Origin of the sequence: Streptomyces monashensis (genome assembly GCF_001866665.1) — a bacterium.
GTDB classification, from domain to species: domain Bacteria; phylum Actinomycetota; class Actinomycetes; order Streptomycetales; family Streptomycetaceae; genus Streptomyces; species Streptomyces monashensis.
In genome coordinates this window covers 1-15984 of record NZ_MLYO01000016.1, presented here as the reverse complement: position 1 = coordinate 15984, position 15984 = coordinate 1, and the positions used below count along the sequence as shown (strand labels likewise).

Annotated in this window: 16 protein-coding genes; 8 read left to right on the top strand and 8 right to left on the bottom strand. The window is 72.5% G+C overall.

Going from position 1 to position 15984, the window contains the following annotated elements; translation table 11 throughout:
• Positions 1-104: 104 nt before the first annotated feature.
• On the bottom strand, positions 105-1028 hold the full coding sequence (locus BIV23_RS08770) for an LLM class F420-dependent oxidoreductase (protein WP_071380207.1): 924 nt from the start codon (positions 1026-1028) through the stop codon (positions 105-107).
• A gap of 205 nt (positions 1029-1233) precedes the next feature.
• Between BIV23_RS08770 and BIV23_RS08765 the strand changes: the two genes are divergently transcribed.
• Positions 1234-1494 (top strand): hypothetical protein, encoded by a 261-nt coding sequence (locus tag BIV23_RS08765; RefSeq protein ID WP_071380206.1) that lies wholly within the window; start codon positions 1234-1236, stop codon positions 1492-1494.
• Between the two features lie 500 nt (positions 1495-1994).
• Here the strand turns inward: BIV23_RS08765 and BIV23_RS08760 are convergent, their stop codons facing one another.
• The 4 genes from BIV23_RS08760 to BIV23_RS08745 form a co-directional block, all read right to left on the bottom strand.
• A complete protein-coding gene (locus BIV23_RS08760) occupies positions 1995-2465 on the bottom strand; it encodes a DUF6099 family protein (RefSeq protein WP_177235376.1) in 471 nt (156 codons plus the stop codon).
• A gap of 177 nt (positions 2466-2642) precedes the next feature.
• The gene (locus BIV23_RS08755) at positions 2643-3011 is read right to left on the bottom strand and encodes a nucleotide pyrophosphohydrolase (RefSeq protein ID WP_071380205.1); all 369 of its coding nucleotides are present in this window, start codon (positions 3009-3011) and stop codon (positions 2643-2645) included.
• Complete coding sequence (locus tag BIV23_RS08750; RefSeq protein ID WP_071380204.1) at positions 2995-4260, bottom strand: AAA family ATPase; 1266 nt, start codon at positions 4258-4260, stop codon at positions 2995-2997. Before BIV23_RS08750 ends, BIV23_RS08755 begins: the two co-directional genes overlap by 17 nt.
• Before the next feature lie 77 nt (positions 4261-4337).
• Entirely contained in the window at positions 4338-4727 is a 390-nt protein-coding gene (locus BIV23_RS08745; RefSeq protein WP_071380203.1) for a cell division protein SepF, read from the bottom strand.
• Positions 4728-5005: 278 nt separating this feature from the next.
• Here BIV23_RS08745 and BIV23_RS08740 point away from each other — a divergent pair, with 278 nt between their 5' ends.
• The gene (locus BIV23_RS08740; protein WP_071380202.1) at positions 5006-6718 is read left to right on the top strand and encodes a hypothetical protein; all 1713 of its coding nucleotides are present in this window, start codon (positions 5006-5008) and stop codon (positions 6716-6718) included.
• Positions 6719-6761: 43 nt separating this feature from the next.
• On the opposite strand, the gene BIV23_RS08735 is transcribed toward BIV23_RS08740, so the two are convergent.
• The gene (locus tag BIV23_RS08735; protein WP_071380201.1) at positions 6762-7277 is read right to left on the bottom strand and encodes a YceI family protein; all 516 of its coding nucleotides are present in this window, start codon (positions 7275-7277) and stop codon (positions 6762-6764) included.
• A gap of 96 nt (positions 7278-7373) precedes the next feature.
• On the opposite strand from BIV23_RS08735, the gene BIV23_RS08730 reads away from it, so the two are divergent.
• From BIV23_RS08730 to meaB, 4 genes are all read left to right on the top strand, one after another.
• Entirely contained in the window at positions 7374-7877 is a 504-nt protein-coding gene (locus tag BIV23_RS08730; RefSeq protein WP_071380200.1) for a MarR family winged helix-turn-helix transcriptional regulator, read from the top strand.
• 126 nt (positions 7878-8003) lie between these two features.
• The gene (locus BIV23_RS08725; protein WP_071380199.1) at positions 8004-9809 is read left to right on the top strand and encodes a methylmalonyl-CoA mutase family protein; all 1806 of its coding nucleotides are present in this window, start codon (positions 8004-8006) and stop codon (positions 9807-9809) included.
• The gene (gene scpA, locus BIV23_RS08720; protein ID WP_071380198.1) at positions 9809-11968 is read left to right on the top strand and encodes a methylmalonyl-CoA mutase; all 2160 of its coding nucleotides are present in this window, start codon (positions 9809-9811) and stop codon (positions 11966-11968) included. Before BIV23_RS08725 ends, scpA begins: the two co-directional genes overlap by 1 nt.
• A gap of 7 nt (positions 11969-11975) precedes the next feature.
• Positions 11976-12980: a methylmalonyl Co-A mutase-associated GTPase MeaB gene (gene meaB / locus BIV23_RS08715; protein ID WP_071380197.1), complete on the top strand. Its 1005-nt coding sequence runs from the start codon at positions 11976-11978 to the stop codon at positions 12978-12980.
• A 19-nt stretch (positions 12981-12999) separates the two neighbouring features.
• On the opposite strand, the gene BIV23_RS50215 is transcribed toward meaB, so the two are convergent.
• Both BIV23_RS50215 and BIV23_RS08710 read right to left on the bottom strand, forming a co-directional pair.
• Complete coding sequence (locus tag BIV23_RS50215; protein ID WP_177239798.1) at positions 13000-13167, bottom strand: hypothetical protein; 168 nt, start codon at positions 13165-13167, stop codon at positions 13000-13002.
• Positions 13168-13205: 38 nt separating this feature from the next.
• Positions 13206-14288 carry a cation diffusion facilitator family transporter gene (locus BIV23_RS08710; protein WP_071380196.1) on the bottom strand — a complete coding sequence of 361 codons (1083 nt, stop codon included), beginning with the start codon at positions 14286-14288 and terminating at the stop codon, positions 13206-13208.
• 441 nt (positions 14289-14729) lie between these two features.
• Between BIV23_RS08710 and BIV23_RS08705 the strand changes: the two genes are divergently transcribed.
• Positions 14730-15236, top strand: a complete 507-nt coding sequence (locus BIV23_RS08705; protein ID WP_071380195.1) for a hypothetical protein — start codon at positions 14730-14732, stop codon at positions 15234-15236.
• Between the two features lie 15 nt (positions 15237-15251).
• Positions 15252-15950, top strand: a complete 699-nt coding sequence (locus BIV23_RS08700; RefSeq protein ID WP_071380194.1) for a histone deacetylase — start codon at positions 15252-15254, stop codon at positions 15948-15950.
• Positions 15951-15984 lie beyond the last annotated feature (34 nt).

The window sequence follows — 15984 nt, the reverse complement described above, 5'->3', positions numbered from 1 at the left end:
GGCGACGTCCCTCCCGGGCGGGGAAGCCCGGGCGGGGAAGCCCGGGCGGGGAAGCCCGGGCGGGGAAGCCCGGGCGGGGAAGGACATCGCCGCGAGCGTCCGTCCTACGACAGCTGCGACCGCACCTGGGCGGAGATCAGCTCCAGGTGGTCCAGGTCGTCGAGGTCGAGCACCTGGAGGTACAGGCGCCGGGAGCCGATCGCGGCGTACCGGCCGATCTTGTCGACGACCTCGGCCGGGGAGCCGGCCAGGCCGTTGGCCTTCAGCTCGTCCACCTCACGGCCGATCGCGGCGGCGCGGCGGGCGACCTCCCGGTCGTCGCGGCCGACACAGACCACGAGTGCGTTGGAGTACGTCAGGTCGTCCGCGCCGCGGCCGGCCTCCTCGGCGGCGGCCCGGACCCGGCCGAACTGCCGCTCGCTGTCCTCGACCGAGGCGAACGGGATGTTGAACTCGTCGGCGTACTTCGCGGCGAGCCGCGGCGTACGGGTCGCACCGTGGCCGCCGATGAGCACCGGGACCTTGCCCTGAGCGGGCTTGGGCAACGCGGGCGACTCGGTGAGGTCGTAGTAGGTGCCGTGGAAGTCGAAGGTCTTGCCGGGCTCGGTCGCCCACAGCCCCGTGACGATCGCGAGCTGCTCCTCCAGGCGGGCGAACTTCTCCTTCGGGAAGGGGATGCCGTACGCCTTGTGCTCCTCCTCGAACCAGCCGGCGCCGAGGCCCAGTTCCACACGGCCGCCGGACATCTGGTCGACCTGGGCGACCTGGATGGCGAGCACACCGGGAAGCCGGAAGGTGCCGGCGGTCATCAGCGTGCCCAGGCGGATGCGCTTGGTCTCGCGGGCGAGGCCGGCCAGGGTGATCCAGGCGTCCGTGGGGCCGGGCAGGCCGTCCGTGCCGCCCATGCTGAGGTAGTGGTCGGAACGGAAGAAGGCGTCGAAGCAGAGGTCCTCGGTGGCCTTCGCCACGGTGAGCAAGGTGTCGTAGGTGGCCCCCTGCTGGGGCTCGGTGAAGATTCGCAGGTCCATACATCTATCCTGCACGCCGCGGCCCGCGTCAACCTCGCCGGTACCGCCGGGTGCGCTGATCCCCGGTCGGGTGAAAATCCGGGGCGGGGTGCCCGGGGCGCCGTGCGGGCCAGTGACCGGCCCCGGTGATGATCGTTGGGACCACGGTGCCGGACCGTCCGGCACCCGCGCCGGCCCCGCCGGGCCGGGGGCCGAGGAGGCCGTGATGTCCGAAGAGCTGGGCTCCGCCGGGCAGCCGAAGGGGCTGCTGGAGCAGATGGAAGAGCTGATGGCGGCGCTGAACGCGGATCTGTCGGAGCTGGCCGGTCTGCACGCCGCAGGAACGGCTCCGGCTCACGCGGACGAAGGCGGCACCGAGCGATCGGGGCAGTGCCGACTGACGACCGGCGCGACGCCGGCCGACGGGAGTGACGTCGCCTCCGGCCGGGAAGAGCGACACCGGGCCGAGGTGAGCAACGGCGGTTGACCGGCACCGGTCGGGGGAACGGCACCGGGCCGAGAGGGGCGGCATCGGTTTACCGGGGCGGCGCGAGCGACTTCGACGGGGGACCGGCCCCGACGGGGGAACGGCATCGGCTGACAGACCGGCAGACGCGGCTCTGGCCGGAGGAGCTCAGGTCGGCGGGAGCAGCACCGGGACGCGGTGAGCGGCACCGGTCGACAGGGGCAGCGCGGCCGATGCGAGCGGCTTCGACGGGGGAACGGCATCGGCTGACCGACCGACGGCGAACCGACGCGAGCGACTCCCGCCGGAGGAAGCGGCACCGGGACGCGGTGAGCGGCATCGGTCCGCAAGGGCGGCACGGAGCCGGCGCGGGTGGCACCGGGGCCATGTAAGCGGCTCCGGTTGGCGGGTGCGGAGCCGGGCGGGCATGAGCGAGGCCGGTCGACGAGCGGAACGCGCGGCCGGTGTGAGCGGCGGTGTCGACGTGGGCGGTGCCGTCTTCGAGGGCGGCTCCAGGGCGTTCAGCCGAATTCGCGCTCCGGTAAGACCTCCTCCCGCGCTGCCAGTTTGCGCAGCATCTCGCGGACGCGGTCGCGGGATTCGTCGGCCGCGTCGATGGCCTCCATGCACTGCCAGTACGTCGTCTCGTCGGCGGCGGCGCTCGCCATGCCGACCAGGGCGATGCCGACCTCGCCGAGCAGCCCCCCGAGGCAGAGCAGGGTCTCGCGGGCGTCGTCCAGTTCGGTGAGCTGGGCGGCGCGCAGATCGCCGGGGTCCAGCTCGGGCGGGTCCAGGACGCCGCAGCCCCGGCCCGCCAGCTCCGTCAGGCCCAGTGCCTCGCCGCGCAGCTCCGGCGGGCCCGAGACCGCGAGGCGGCTGCCGATCGCCTGGGCCAGGGCCTGGGCCTGCCAGACCTCCGCCAGGATTTCGCCTGCGTTCGCGCTGTTCGCCAGGGCTCGCCTGCTCGCGAGGATGAGCCGTATCGCATCCATAGGTCGCCCCCGTCCCTCCACATGTCTTCTCGCACGTCCGCCGGAACACTCTTCGAACTACCTTGTTCACTACCCAGAGTGAGAGTGCTTGAGTCGAAAAGCCAGAGGTGGGCGGAAATTTGTGGACAACAATTCGGATTCGACAGGCGATTTGACTACGGAAAGTAATAATGGAGTTCAGGAGTCCGTCAGTTGACCCGGTTCGTCCCCGCCCTTGTCCCCCGCGACCGGAAAACGACGCTCGTTCCGGTCGATCTTGGCGGCCAGCGCGGCCAGCGGGTCGATACCGAGGGTGCCGCAGAACTGGAGGAGGTAGGCGAGGACATCGGCCACCTCGTCCTCGACGCGGTGCGCGGTGCCGGGGTCGGCCATCACCCGCGCCGACTCCTCCGGGGTCAACCACTGGAAGATCTCCACCAGTTCGGAGGCCTCCACCGAGAGCGCGGCGGCGAGGTTCTTGGGCGTGTGGTGGGGCTGCCAGTTCCGCGCGGCCGCGAACTCGGCGAGCCGGTGCTGGAGTCGGGCCAGGTCAAGAGGTTCCGTCACGGTCCAGGTGTACCACCGTGACGCCCCGGACCCCGGTGGCCCAGGAGCCGTCGCTCACCGCGCCCAGACACCGGATGTGCCCGCGCTCGCCCATCCGGGCCGCCAGCCACAGCAGTGCGCTGCGCTGGCCGGGGTCGAGGCCGCGGTCGAGGCCGTCGGCCAGGACGGTGAGGCTGCGCAGCGCGTCCGGCACCTCGCCGGGAGTGTCCACGGCCAGCACACCGGGCCCGGTCAGCAGCACCAGCGTCAGTGCCAGATAACGGAGTTCGCCGTCCCCGAGCCGGGCCAGCTCGGTGCGCAGGCCGTCGCCGCGGTCGAGCAGCGCCCGTACCGCGCCGTCGCCCAGCGGCTCGGCGACCAGGTCGGCCACGGGCCCCGCGCAGCCCGTGCGCAGCGCCTCCACCAGCAGAGCATGCCGGCGGGCGCACTCGGCGCGGGTGCGCCACAACACGTCGGCGAGGTTGTCGCAGCCGGGCAGCAGCCGTCCCGAGCCCATGGGGACGGGCGTGCGCATGGACGCGGGGCGGGGGTCGCACGGGAAGACGGAGCGCAGGGCGACCACCATCTGCTCGGCCGCGGCGAGCACCTGCCGCTGCCCCTCCGTCTTGCCGGCCACGCGCAACGGCAGCAGGGCGGTGCCGAGCCGGTCGTCGGGCAGCGGGGCGCGGGTGACCGGGGCGGAGCCCGCGGTGTGCCAGGCGGCCTGGACGGCCCGGCGGGACGGGTCGCGCAACGCGGTCTCCAGCAGCACGACCCCGCCCGCGGTCAGCCGCTCCCCCGCGATCCGCAGACAGGGTTCGGCCTGGACGGCGACGTCGAGCCGGACGGGCCCCTCGACGCCGTCGGCCGTGCACCCGATGCGGAAGCCCCGCCGTCCGCCAGCGTCGGGGCGCGCCCGCTGCGGAACGCAGGCGAGCGGGTCCGGGAACGCCTCCGGGAGCGGGGCGCCGGCGGCGAGCCGGGCGAGCGCCTCGTACGCCATGAGCGCGGTCGTCTTGCCCGTGCCGCTGGGCCCGGCGAGCACCGTGACCGGCCCGAGCGGAAACGCGGCCCGCCGGTGCCCGGCGAAGGCCGACAGCCGCAGCTCGGTGATCCGGGGGCGCACATCGAGGACGTCGAGCACGTCCCCGGAGGCACCGGACCGCGCGGGGACGATCCGCGCGTCGAGAGGTTCACGGGACTGCGCGGGGACGCTCCCGCCGGACGCGGCGGCCGCCGGAGGCTCGGCGGACACAGAGGGCAGGGCCATGGGTGGACGGTAGATCTCCGCCGCCCCGCCGAACCGTTTTCCCCGGCGAGCCTTCCTACGAACGGGGGACGGCCGGGTCAGCTCCCCGACATCCCCGCCCCTTCCATCAGCCCGCTGACCTCGGTCCCGGGCGGGGTGAGGAGGAACACGTTCCGGTCGACGCGGTGCATCCCGCTGCCGAGCCCGAAGACCACGCCCGTACTGAAGTCGAGGACGCGCTTGGCGACGTCCGTCTCGGCGCTGGACAGGTCGAGCAGTACCGGCGCCCCGGCCATCAGGGTCTCGGCGACCTCCCGCGCGTCCGCGAAGACGTTGACGCGCAGGACCACGAACCGGCGCCGGGTCTCGGTCTCGGCGTCCGGCAGCGCGCGGTGGTTCACCGCGGACGGCCACGCGTCCCGGCCCCGCAACGGCACGACCTGGGCGAGCCCTTCCCACTGTTCATCGGTGACGTCGTAACGGTTCACCGGCTCCCCCCGACCTGACTCACACTCAATGCCTGCACCGGCCAATTCTTACGCCAAGTCACCCGTTCGGCCCAACAACGACACGGTGTGCGACCGCTCGGATGTCCCGACTCCGGCATGACACGGGGCACATGTACGGTTAAGTCCCCTTCTTACCTCGCTCATACCGGACTCTTCACAAGCGGCCATGTCGTGGTCATTTCCCGTCAGTAGCTTCCCGTGCCGTGCACTTGGCAGAAACACCGCAGGTGACACCCGGCCGGCGGACGCAGTCGGCGGTGTCCGCCGTTCCGGGATCCCACCTGGAGTCCGCCTCCGAGGCGCCCGCGCAGTGGCATCGCGTGCTCACCCTGCTCGCCGACGTCAGCCTGTTCATCGGCGCCCGGACGGTGTGGACCCAGGCGGCGACGCACCGGCTGACCCTCGCCGCGGTCATCTCCCTCTGTTACGCCGCGATCCTGGTGACCGGCGTCCTCGCGCTCACGGCCCGCCGGGCGCGCTCGCTGGCCCGCCTGGACCTGGTGGTGCTGGTCACGGCGATCGCGCTCACCCTGTGCACGTGGGCGCTCAACCACGCCGGCGGCGACGAGGCGGTCCTGACCACGCAGGCGGCGAGGGAGATCCTGGGCGGGCACCAGGTCTACGACCACCCGTGGCCGTGGCTGTTCCACCTCCCGGGTGTCGCCCTGACGCCGACGACGACCGGCGGGTACGACTTCACGTACGGCTACCCGCCGCTGACGCCGCTGCTCACGCTGCCCTTCCTGGCGGTCGGCCGGGGCGGCGCGCCGGCCACGGCGGCGGTGACGGCCGTACTGATCGCGGGCACGGTCGTGCTGTGGCGGCGGCTTCCGGCGCCGTGGCGTTCGGCGGCGACGATGGTCTGCCTGGGCTTCGGCTTCCTGCCGATGTACGCCCGCCAGGGCTACCCGGCGATCGTCGCCCTGGTCCTGCTGATGCCGGTGGTGGCGGGCTGGACCCGGCTGGGCGCCGGGGGGCGGCTGGGCGCGTCCGGGATCGCGCGGGCGGCGTGCCTCGGTGCCGCGTGCGCGGCACAGCAACTCCCGTGGTTCCTCGCGCCGTTCCTGCTGGCCGGGATCTACGCCGTGCGCCGCGGCGAGCTGGGCGGGCGGGCGGCGGCGCGCGTGGTGCTGCGGGTCACGGGCGTCGCGGTCCTCACCTGGTTCGTGATCAACGCCTACTTCGTGGTGACCGAGCCCGGCCCCTGGATCCGGGGCATCGTCCTGCCGCTGACCCAGGGCGCGGTGGTGCACGGCCAGGGCCTGGTGGACATCTCGCTGTACTTCACCCACGGCAGCGACCGGCTCGACTGGTACAGCCACGCGAGCATGCTGCTGGCCGCGGCCCTGCTGGGGCTGTTCGTGCTGTTCGTCCGGCGGCTCGGCCCGGCCGCGACCGTGCTGCCCTGGTGCGTCTTCTACCTGGCGACCCGCTCGCAGGACGGCTACTACCTGATGATGACGCCGCTGTGGCTCGCGGCGGCGATCACCACGCCCCTGTCGGAGTTCACGCGCGCGTGGCAGCCGCGGCCCGCGTGGCTGACGGCCCGGCGCCGCAGGCCCGCGCTGACCGCGGCCGTGGTGCTGCTCGTGCTGCCCGCGCTGCTGAGCGTGACCGTGGCGGCGACCGGCGGGCCGCCGCTGCGCATGGACATCACGAAGGCCCGGCACGTGTCGGCGACCGCGCTGTCCACGCTGACCGTGAAGGTCGCCAACACCGGGAGCGACCCGCTCACCCCGCACTACATGCTCACGACGGGCCAGGGCATGGACAAGTACTGGTCGCTGGCGCACGGCCCGGCCACGATCCCGGCGCACGGCACGGCGACCGTGGTCCTGCGGGCGCCCGACGGCAGCTACCCGCTGCCCACGAAGGACAGCACCCGTCTCCGGCTGCGCGCCTTCACGGCCACCCCGCAGACGCTCTCCACCAAGGACGTGCAGCGGTCGGAGCTGGGCCTGATCGGCTGACACCCTCGGGCCCCGGCCTGGCCGACCGGCCGGGCCGCCCGGCTCAGGAACCCGCGCGCGTGAAGCGCAGCGCGGCCGTCACCGTGGTCAGGCCGCGCATCATCCCCAGCTGGTTCCAGCCCATGCCGAACTGGTCGCGGTCCACGGTGAACTCGGTCTCCAGGGTGAGCCCGCCGGCGTCCGCCGAGACCAGGCGCGCGGTGAGCTCCTGCGGCCGGCTGACGCCCCGTACGGTCAGCTGCCCGGTGACCCGTACGCCGTCCGCGTCGAGCCGGTCGGCGCCCCGGACGGCGAAGGTGATCTCCGGGTGCTGGTCGGTGTCGAAGAAGTCCGCCGAGCGCAGGTGCTTGTCCCGCTTGGCGTGTTTCGTGTCCAGGGACGCGGCGTCCAGCGTCACGGTGCCGGTGGCCGAGCCGTCCGGGCTCACCTCGCCCCCGCCGCTGATCGCGGTGAACGCGCCCTTCACGGTGACCAGGCCCCACATGGTCCTGTGCCGCAGCGCCACGGTGGACGCGCTGGGGTCGAGCTGCCAGGTACCTGTTTCCACGGCGACGGTCATGGTCGTACTCCCGAAACGAGTGATTCAAATTTGGATAATCGAAGAAGCCCCACGCTAGCCCGTTATCCAAATTTGCACAACGGGTAGACTGGCCGTATGTCCGCCACCACCAGACCCCCCGCCGACCAGCCCTCTTGTCCTCTGGCCGAGAGCGGGGAGCGGCTGCTCCCAAACGAGCTGCGCGCGTGGATGGTGCTGCTGGCCGCGACCGGCGGGGTGGAGCAGCGGATGCGGACGGCGGTGAAGGAGACCCTCGGCGTCTCGCACGACGAGTTCCTGATCCTGTGCCTGCTGGCCGAACGGCCGCGCACCGGGCTGCGGATGACCCAGGTCGCCGACCTCCTCGGCCGCCCCAAGACCCGGCTCACCTACCAGATCGCCTGCCTCCAGCGGGCCGGCCTGGTCAACCGCCGCTCCGTGTGCGGCGACAAGCGCGGCGTGGAGGTCGCGCTCACCGACAAGGCGCGCGAACTGCTGCGTGAGACCTCCGCCCTGCTCGCCGGGACCGTCCGCCAGGCCCTCGCCGACTCCATGGGCTCCGAGCAGCGCGCGGCCCTGTGCGCGCTCGTCCCGGACGCCACGCTCCCCGACGGCTCCTGAACTCCCCCCGACAGCACCTGAACGTCACCGGCCGACGAGCGGGAGGCGCAGGTCACAAGTACGGGGAGGGCAACTTCACAACCCGCTCTTCACCCGTCCTCGAGTGCCCTGCCCTACCATCCGAGCATGACGGTCCTGCCTGACGACGGGCTCTCCCTGGCCGCCGAGTTCCCTGACGCGACGCACGAGCAATGGCAACGCCTGGTCGAGGGCGTGCTACGCAAGTCGGGCAAGGAAGTCTCTGGCGCGGCAGCGGAGGACGCCCTGTCCACGACGCTGGAGGACGGGCTGCGCACCCGGCCCCTCTACACCGCGCGCGACGCCGCGCCCGACCCCGGCCTGCCCGGCTTCGCCCCGTACCTGCGCGGCGGCCGCCCCGAGGGCAACACCGCCGGCGGCTGGGACGTACGGCAGCGGCACGCGGCACTCACCGAGGGCGCCGTCCTGGCCGACCTGGAGAACGGCGGCACCTCGCTGTGGCTGGTGCTGGGCGAGGGCGGCTTCCCGGTCGCCGACCTGCCCCGCGCGCTCGACGGGGTCTACCTCGACCTCGCGCCGGTCGTCCTCGACGCGGGCCGCGACACCGAGGCCGCCGCGGCGGCGCTGCTGGGCCTGTACGCGGACAAGGGCATCGACGCCAAGGCCGTACGCGGCAACCTGGGCGGTGACCCGCTCGGGTACGAGGCCCGCACCGGCACCGCGCTCGACGTCGCGCCGTACGCCGCCCTGGCCGCCCGCTGCGCCGAGGAGTTCCCCGGTCTGCGCGCGCTCACCGTGGACGCGCTGCCGTACCACGAGGCGGGCGGTTCGGCCGCGCAGGAGCTGGGCGCCTCCCTCGCCACCGGTGTGGCCTATCTGCGCGAGCTGACCGAGGCGGGCCTCGGCGTCGAACAGGCCGCCGCCCAGCTGGAGTTCCGCTACGCGGCCACCGCCGACCAGTTCCTCACCGTCGCCAAGCTGCGCGCCGCGCGCCGGCTGTGGGCACGGGTCGCCGAGGTGTCCGGGGCGCCCGGCGCGGGCGCGCAGGTGCAGCACGCGGTCACCTCACCGGTGATGATGAGCCGCCGCGACCCGTGGGTGAACATGCTCCGCACGACGGTCGCGACGCTGGCCGCCGGAGTGGGCGGCGCCGACTCCGTCACCGTGCTGCCGTTCGACCACGCGCTGGGCCTGCCCGACGCGTTCGCCCGCCGCATCGCCCGCAACACCTCCACGATCCTGATCGAGGAGTCCCACCTGGCGCGGGTCATCGACCCGGCCGGCGGCTCCTGGTACGTCGAGCGGCTGACCGACGAACTCGCCCACGCCGCCTGGGAGTTCTTCCGGTCGATCGAGCGGGACGGCGGCCTGCCGGCCGTGCTGCGCTCGGGCCGGCTGCGCACCGACCTCGCCGCGACGTGGGCGCAGCGCTCCAAGGGGCTCGCCAAACGGCGCGAACCCATCACGGGCGTCAGCGAGTTCCCGCTGCTCGGCGAGAAGCCCGTGGAGCGCGAGCCCGCGCCCGAGCCGCCGTCCGGCGGGCTGCCGCGCGTGCGCCGCGACGAGGCGTACGAGGAGCTGCGGGCCCGCTCCGACGCCCACCTCGCGGCGACCGGCGCCCGCCCCCGGATCTACCTCGCGACGATCGGCTCGGCCGCCGAGTACACCGCGCGTGCCACCTTCGCCGCCAACCTCTTCCAGGCGGGCGGCATCGAGCCGGTCACCGAGGGGCGCTTCGAGGACAGCGGCGCCACCGAGGCCGTGCTCTGCTCCAGCGACGGCCGGTACGCCGAACAGGCGGAGCGGCAGGCCGAGTCGCTGCGCGCGGCCGGTGCCGGTCACGTCTTCCTGGCGGGCCGGGGCGACTACTCCGGCATCGACGCGTACGTCTTCGCGGGCTGCGACGCCGTCGACGTCCTGTCCGCGACCCTCGACCGCATGGGAGTGTCCTGATGGGAATCCCCGACTTCTCCGGCATCGAGCTGGGGACCCCCGTGGCCGACGGCAGCGCCGAGCAGTGGCTGGCGGCCGGTGGCGACCGGCCGCTGTGGGAGACCCCCGAGGGCATCGGGGTCAAGGCGCTCTACACCGGCCGTGACCTGGAAGGCCTGGACTTCCTCGGCACCTACCCGGGCATGGCGCCCTACCTGCGCGGCCCGTACCCGACGATGTACGTCAACCAGCCCTGGACGATCCGCCAGTACGCGGGCTTCTCCACCGCCGAGGAGTCCAACGCGTTCTACCGGCGCAACCTGGCGGCCGGTCAGAAGGGCCTGTCGGTCGCCTTCGACCTGCCCACGCACCGGGGCTACGACAGCGACCACCCCCGCGTGACCGGCGACGTCGGCATGGCGGGCGTGGCCATCGACTCGATCTACGACATGCGGCAGCTGTTCGACGGGATCCCCCTCGACAAGATGACCGTGTCGATGACGATGAACGGCGCCGTGCTCCCCGTGCTGGCGCTCTACATCGTGGCGGCGGAGGAACAGGGCGTAGCGCCCGAGAAGTTGGCCGGGACCATCCAGAACGACATCCTCAAGGAGTTCATGGTCCGCAACACCTACATCTATCCGCCGAAGCCGTCGATGCGGATCATCTCCGACATCTTCGCCTACACCTCGCAGCGGATGCCGCGCTACAACTCGATCTCCATCTCCGGCTACCACATCCAGGAGGCGGGCGCGACGGCCGACCTGGAGCTGGCGTACACACTCGCGGACGGCGTGGAGTACCTCCGCGCCGGCCGGGAGGCGGGCCTGGACGTGGACGCGTTCGCCCCGCGCCTGAGCTTCTTCTGGGCGATCGGCATGAACTTCTTCATGGAGGTCGCCAAGTTGCGGGCGGCGCGCCTGCTGTGGGCCAAGCTGGTGAGCCAGTTCGAGCCGAAGAACACCAAGTCCCTCTCCCTGCGCACCCATTCGCAGACCTCGGGCTGGTCGCTGACCGCGCAGGACGTGTTCAACAACGTCACGCGTACGGCCGTGGAGGCGATGGCCGCGACCCAGGGCCACACCCAGTCGCTGCACACCAACGCGCTCGACGAGGCGCTCGCCCTGCCGACGGACTTCTCGGCGCGCATCGCCCGCAACACCCAGCTGCTCCTCCAGCAGGAGTCGGGCACCACGCGGGTCATCGACCCCTGGGGCGGCAGCGCGTACGTCGAGCGGCTGACCTACGACCTCGCCCGCAAGGCCTGGGCGCACATCCAGGAGGTCGAGCAGGCGGGCGGCATGGCGCAGGCCATCGACGCGGGCATCCCGAAGCTGCGCGTGGAGGAGGCCGCGGCCCGCACGCAGGCCCGGATCGACTCCGGCCGCCAGCCGGTGATCGGCGTGAACAAGTACCGGGTCGACAGCGACGAGCAGATCGAGGTGCTGAAGGTCGACAACTCGTCCGTGCGCGCCCAGCAGATCGAGAAGCTGCGCCGGCTGCGGGCGGAACGGGACGAGCAGGCCTGCCGGGACGCGCTCGACGCGCTCACCCGGGCGGCCGACGGCACGGAGAACCTGCTGGAGCTGGCGGTGCGGGCGGCCCGCGCCAAGGCGACCGTCGGCGAGATCTCGGACGCCCTGGAGAAGGTGTACGGCCGGCACGCGAGCCAGATCCGTACGATCTCCGGTGTGTACCGCAACGAAGCAGGCCAGTCCCCGAACGTGGACCGCACCCGTGCCCTGGTGGACGCCTTCGAGGAGGCCGAGGGGCGCCGGCCGCGCATCCTGGTCGCCAAGATGGGCCAGGACGGTCACGACCGCGGCCAGAAGGTGATCGCGACCGCCTTCGCCGACCTCGGCTTCGACGTCGACGTCGGCCCGCTGTTCCAGACGCCCGAGGAGGTCGCCCGCCAGGCGGTCGAGGCGGACGTCCACGTGGTCGGGGTGTCCTCGCTGGCCGCGGGCCATCTCACCCTCGTACCGGCGCTGCGCGAGCAACTGGCCGAGGAGGGCCGCGAGGACATCATGATCACGGTCGGCGGGGTGATCCCGCCGCAGGACGTGCCGACGCTGCTGGAGATGGGCGCCGCGGCCGTGTTCGGGCCGGGGACGGTGATCCCGGACGCGGCGTACGACCTGGTGCGGCGGCTGTCGGCCGACCTCGGCCACGAGCTGTAGCGCCGCGATGGCCGCGATCGATCTCGACACGTATGTGAAGGGTGTGCTCGACGGCAAGCGGGCCCTGGTGGCCCGCGCCATCACGCTCGTCGAGTCCACCCGCCCCCAGCACCGGGCGCTGGCACAGGAGTTGCTGACGCAGCTCCTGCCGCACAGCGGCCGGGCGCGGCGGATCGGCGTCAGCGGGGTGCCGGGGGTCGGCAAGTCGACGTTCATCGACGCGTTCGGCACGATGCTGACCTCGCTGGGCCATCGGGTCGCGGTGCTCGCCGTCGACCCGTCCTCGACCCGCACGGGCGGCTCCATCCTGGGCGACAAGACCCGGATGGAGCGCCTGTCCGTGGACCCGGCGGCCTTCATCCGCCCCTCCCCCAGCGCGGGCACGCTGGGCGGGGTCGCGAAGGCCACCCGGGAGTCGATGGTGGTGATGGAGGCGGCGGGCTACGACGTGATCCTCGTGGAGACCGTCGGCGTGGGCCAGTCGGAGACGACGGTCGCGGGCATGGTCGACACCTTCCTGCTGCTGACGCTGGCCCGCACCGGCGACCAGCTCCAGGGCATCAAGAAGGGCGTCCTGGAACTGGCCGACGTCATCGCCGTCAACAAGGCGGACGGCCCGCACGAGCGGGACGCCCGTGCGGCGGCCCGTGAACTGGCGGGCGCCCTGCGGCTGATGCACGGCAAGGACGCCTTCTGGACTCCCCCGGTGCTCAGTTGCAGCGCACGGGAGTCGGCGGGCCTGGACACGCTCTGGGAACGTCTGGAGCAGCACCGCACGCTCCTGGACTCCACCGGCCGCCTCACCGCCAAGCGGCGCGACCAGCAGGTCGAGTGGACCTGGGCCATGGTCCGCGACGAGCTCCTCGGCCGTCTGCACGCGGCCCCGGCGGTGCGCGAGAGCGCACCCGGCCTCGAACGTCGGGTCAGGGACGGGGAGTTGACGGCCACGCTGGCCGCGGAGCGGATCCTGGCGGCCTTCGAGGGCGGGCTGCCGGGCGCGGCGCAGGTCTGAGGCGACTGCCCCGGGCCGGTCAGCGGCCACGCTCGGCGAGGGCCTCGGCCTCCGAGAACACCTGCTGAAGACCGTCGGACGCGTCGTCCATGCCGACGCCGCGCGGCCCGGGGGTGTCGGACCAGCCGTACGCGTGCAGCGGCTCGCGACCGGCCGGGTCGACCGGCGGCAGCGATGCCGGAGGCATGGCTGCCGGGCACGGCACCGCCACGGCCCGGGCGCCCGTCAGTGCTCGTGCGGGCCGGGCCGGTGGACGGGGCCGTGGGCGTCGTCGCAGTGCTCCGCCTGCTGTTCGGCCGACGGTGTGGTGATCTGGAGCAGGTCCGCGGCGTCCGCGTCCTCTCCGAGGTGGTCGACCTGGAGGGTGGCGTGCCCGATGCCGTGCCGGTCGCGCAGCAGGTGCTGGAGGTGGCGGCGTACGGCGTGGCAGTCGCCGCCGGGTTCGACCAGGACGTGGGCGGACAGGGCGGGTTCGCCGGAGGTGATGGTCCACACGTGCAGGTCGTGGATCTCCACGACGGATGGCTGCCCGGCGAGTTCGTCGCCGATCGTGTCCGGGTCGAGGCCGGCCGGGGCGGCCTCCAGGAAGATCCGTCCGGAGTCCCGGACCAGTCCGTAACCGGCCTTGAACATCAGGGCGACCACGACGAGCGTGGCGATGGCGTCGGCCCGGGCGAACCCGGTGAGGACGACGATCAACGCGGCGACGGCCGTCCCGATGAAGGCGAACAGATCGTTCAGGATGTGCTGGTAGGCACCCTCGACGTTCAGGGAGCTGCGGTTGGCCCTGGAGATGCACCAGGTGGCGACCACGTTCACGGCGATACCGGCGAGCGCTGTCGCCAGCATCAGTCCGCCCTCGACCTCAGGCGGGCTGACGAGCCGCCGCACCGCCTCGTACGCCAGCCAGGTGCCGAGCAGCAGCAGGGTCAGGCCGTTGGCCTGGGCGGAGAGGATCTCCGCGCGCTTGAGTCCGTAGGTGAAGCCGCCGCGGGCGGGGCGGGCCGACAGCCGCATCGCGACGAGGGCGAGCACGATCGAGGCGGCGTCGGTGAGCATGTGCGCCGCGTCGGAGATCAGGGCCAGGGAGCCGGCGATGACACCGACGGTGACCTCGACCGCCATGAACGCCGTGATCAGGCTCAGTGCGATGGCCAGCCAGCGGCGGTCGGCGTCCGCCGAGACACCGTGTGTGTGGCCCGCGTGCCCGCCTGCACCGTGCGCGTGCTCGTGCTCGTGCTCGTGGTCGTGGTCGTGGTCGTGGTCGTGGTCGTGGTCGTGGTCGTGGTCGTGGTCGTGGTCACTCATGTCGTACGCCTCCCCCTCGCGTCGGGTTCCTGGCCGCAGTGAAACGCATGGTCGGTGTATTCACCAAAGGCTGCACCGGTGACCGTTGTCATCTTCTTTAAGAGGCCCCTGACCTGCGGAAACGTAATCCGTCTGGACGGGAGCCCGCCCCCTGGGCGTAACACGGCGCACCGCGTCGCGGCCGAATCGACACGCCGGTCCGGGAGGGAGTGACGGAGCGTCAGAAGATCCCTCGTAAAGACTAATGGTGCGACAATCCACTTTTCCTTTAAGGGACTTGACGCTTGAGCGCGCCGCCCGGAGGGCGCCATCCGGCACCCCGGATCCCCCGATCAGCCTGTGGCGCCAATATTCCGATATGACCGTCATGTCGGCTGTGTGTACTTTCTTCCCAGGCTGGCTGACGGGCCGGCATCTCCGCACACGAGACAGGAGAGCGACATGAAGGTCGCCCGTTCCACCATGGTCACCGCCGCTGTCGGGACCGCCGCCGCCCTGGCCGCGTCCGGCATCACGTACGCCTCGGCTGCCTCGTCCCCGACATCCCCGGCCGCCCCGGCGGCCACCGGCGCAGCGCCGCAGGGTGGCGACGGCGGTCAGAGCAAGGGCAGCGAAGGCAGAGGCAACGAGGGCAGAGGCAACGAAGGTCGCGAGGGCCACGAAGGTTACGAGGGCCGGATCCAGGTCAACGAGCGCTCGTACTCCAGCGACCCCGGCGACTGCGTCACCGTGATCAGCGGCCTGGGCGCCAAGACGCTGAACATCCGCAACGAGAGCCACCGGACCGTCGAGGTGTTCCGCGGGCCGGTCTGCGACAACGGCGCTCCGATCGCCATCGTCGGCCCGCACAGCGACAGTTACGGCGTGGACGCGGGCACCACCGACGGCATCTACGTCGACAACGGAGTCGTGGCCAGCTTCCGCGTAGTCCGGCACCACGAGCTCTAGCCCGAAGCCGACCGCATGACGGAGAGCCCCGGCCCGCCGCAATCGGGCCGGGGTGCCCCTTGCATCGACCCGACCCTGCCGGACGATCCGCGTCCCGAGCGGGTCTGGTACACGTCCTATGGCTCGAACATGCACCTGGACCGGCTCGCCGCCTACGTCCGGGGCGGCCGCCCGGCAGGCGCCGCGCGGGAGTACCCCGGGTGCCGGAACCCCGCGATGCCGGTGCGGTCCATCCCCGTGGAACTGACCGGGGCTCTGTACTTCGCCACCGAGTCCGTCGTCTGGGGCGGAGGCCGGGCCTTCTACGACGAGCGGGTCGACGGGCGCGTACTGGCCCGAGCCCACCTGATGACCGCGGAGCAGTTCTCCGACATCGCCGCCCAGGAGATGTACCGGGATCCCGGACCGGACCTGGATCTGCGGGACGTGCTCAGGGACGGTCGCGCCGTGCTGGGCGAGGGCCGCTACGAGACACTGGTGTGCGCCGGGCAGGTGGACGGCCTCCCCCTCCTCACGTTCACCGCGCCCTGGGCGATGACCGACGTTCCGTGGGTCGCCCCGTCTCCCGCCTACATCCGCCTCCTCGCCTCAGGGCTCCTGGCGGCCGGCGCCTGGGACAGGGACACGGTGGCCGCGTACGTGGCCGCGTGCCCCGGCGCGGCGGAACACTGGTCCGTGGCGGACATCACCACCCTCCTGCGGGAGGAGCCGTAGCGCCGCCCTCAGGAGGCGGAGTCGGGAACGTTTC

Excerpts from the sequence above, each read along its gene's own strand:
- BIV23_RS08770 (WP_071380207.1), bottom strand. The coding sequence starts at position 1,028 with ATGGACCTGCGAATCTTCACCGAGCCCCAGCAGGGGGCCACCTACGAC.
- BIV23_RS08765 (WP_071380206.1), top strand. The coding sequence starts at position 1,234 with ATGTCCGAAGAGCTGGGCTCCGCCGGGCAGCCGAAGGGGCTGCTGGAG.
- BIV23_RS08760 (WP_177235376.1), bottom strand. The coding sequence starts at position 2,465 with ATGGATGCGATACGGCTCATCCTCGCGAGCAGGCGAGCCCTGGCGAAC.
- BIV23_RS08750 (WP_071380204.1), bottom strand. The coding sequence starts at position 4,260 with ATGGCCCTGCCCTCTGTGTCCGCCGAGCCTCCGGCGGCCGCCGCGTCC.
- BIV23_RS08735 (WP_071380201.1), bottom strand. The coding sequence starts at position 7,277 with ATGACCGTCGCCGTGGAAACAGGTACCTGGCAGCTCGACCCCAGCGCG.
- BIV23_RS08730 (WP_071380200.1), top strand. The coding sequence starts at position 7,374 with ATGTCCGCCACCACCAGACCCCCCGCCGACCAGCCCTCTTGTCCTCTG.
- BIV23_RS08725 (WP_071380199.1), top strand. The coding sequence starts at position 8,004 with ATGACGGTCCTGCCTGACGACGGGCTCTCCCTGGCCGCCGAGTTCCCT.
- scpA (WP_071380198.1), top strand. The coding sequence starts at position 9,809 with ATGGGAATCCCCGACTTCTCCGGCATCGAGCTGGGGACCCCCGTGGCC.
- meaB (WP_071380197.1), top strand. The coding sequence starts at position 11,976 with ATGGCCGCGATCGATCTCGACACGTATGTGAAGGGTGTGCTCGACGGC.
- BIV23_RS50215 (WP_177239798.1), bottom strand. The coding sequence starts at position 13,167 with ATGCCTCCGGCATCGCTGCCGCCGGTCGACCCGGCCGGTCGCGAGCCG.
- BIV23_RS08710 (WP_071380196.1), bottom strand. The coding sequence starts at position 14,288 with ATGAGTGACCACGACCACGACCACGACCACGACCACGACCACGACCAC.
- BIV23_RS08705 (WP_071380195.1), top strand. The coding sequence starts at position 14,730 with ATGAAGGTCGCCCGTTCCACCATGGTCACCGCCGCTGTCGGGACCGCC.
- BIV23_RS08700 (WP_071380194.1), top strand. The coding sequence starts at position 15,252 with ATGACGGAGAGCCCCGGCCCGCCGCAATCGGGCCGGGGTGCCCCTTGC.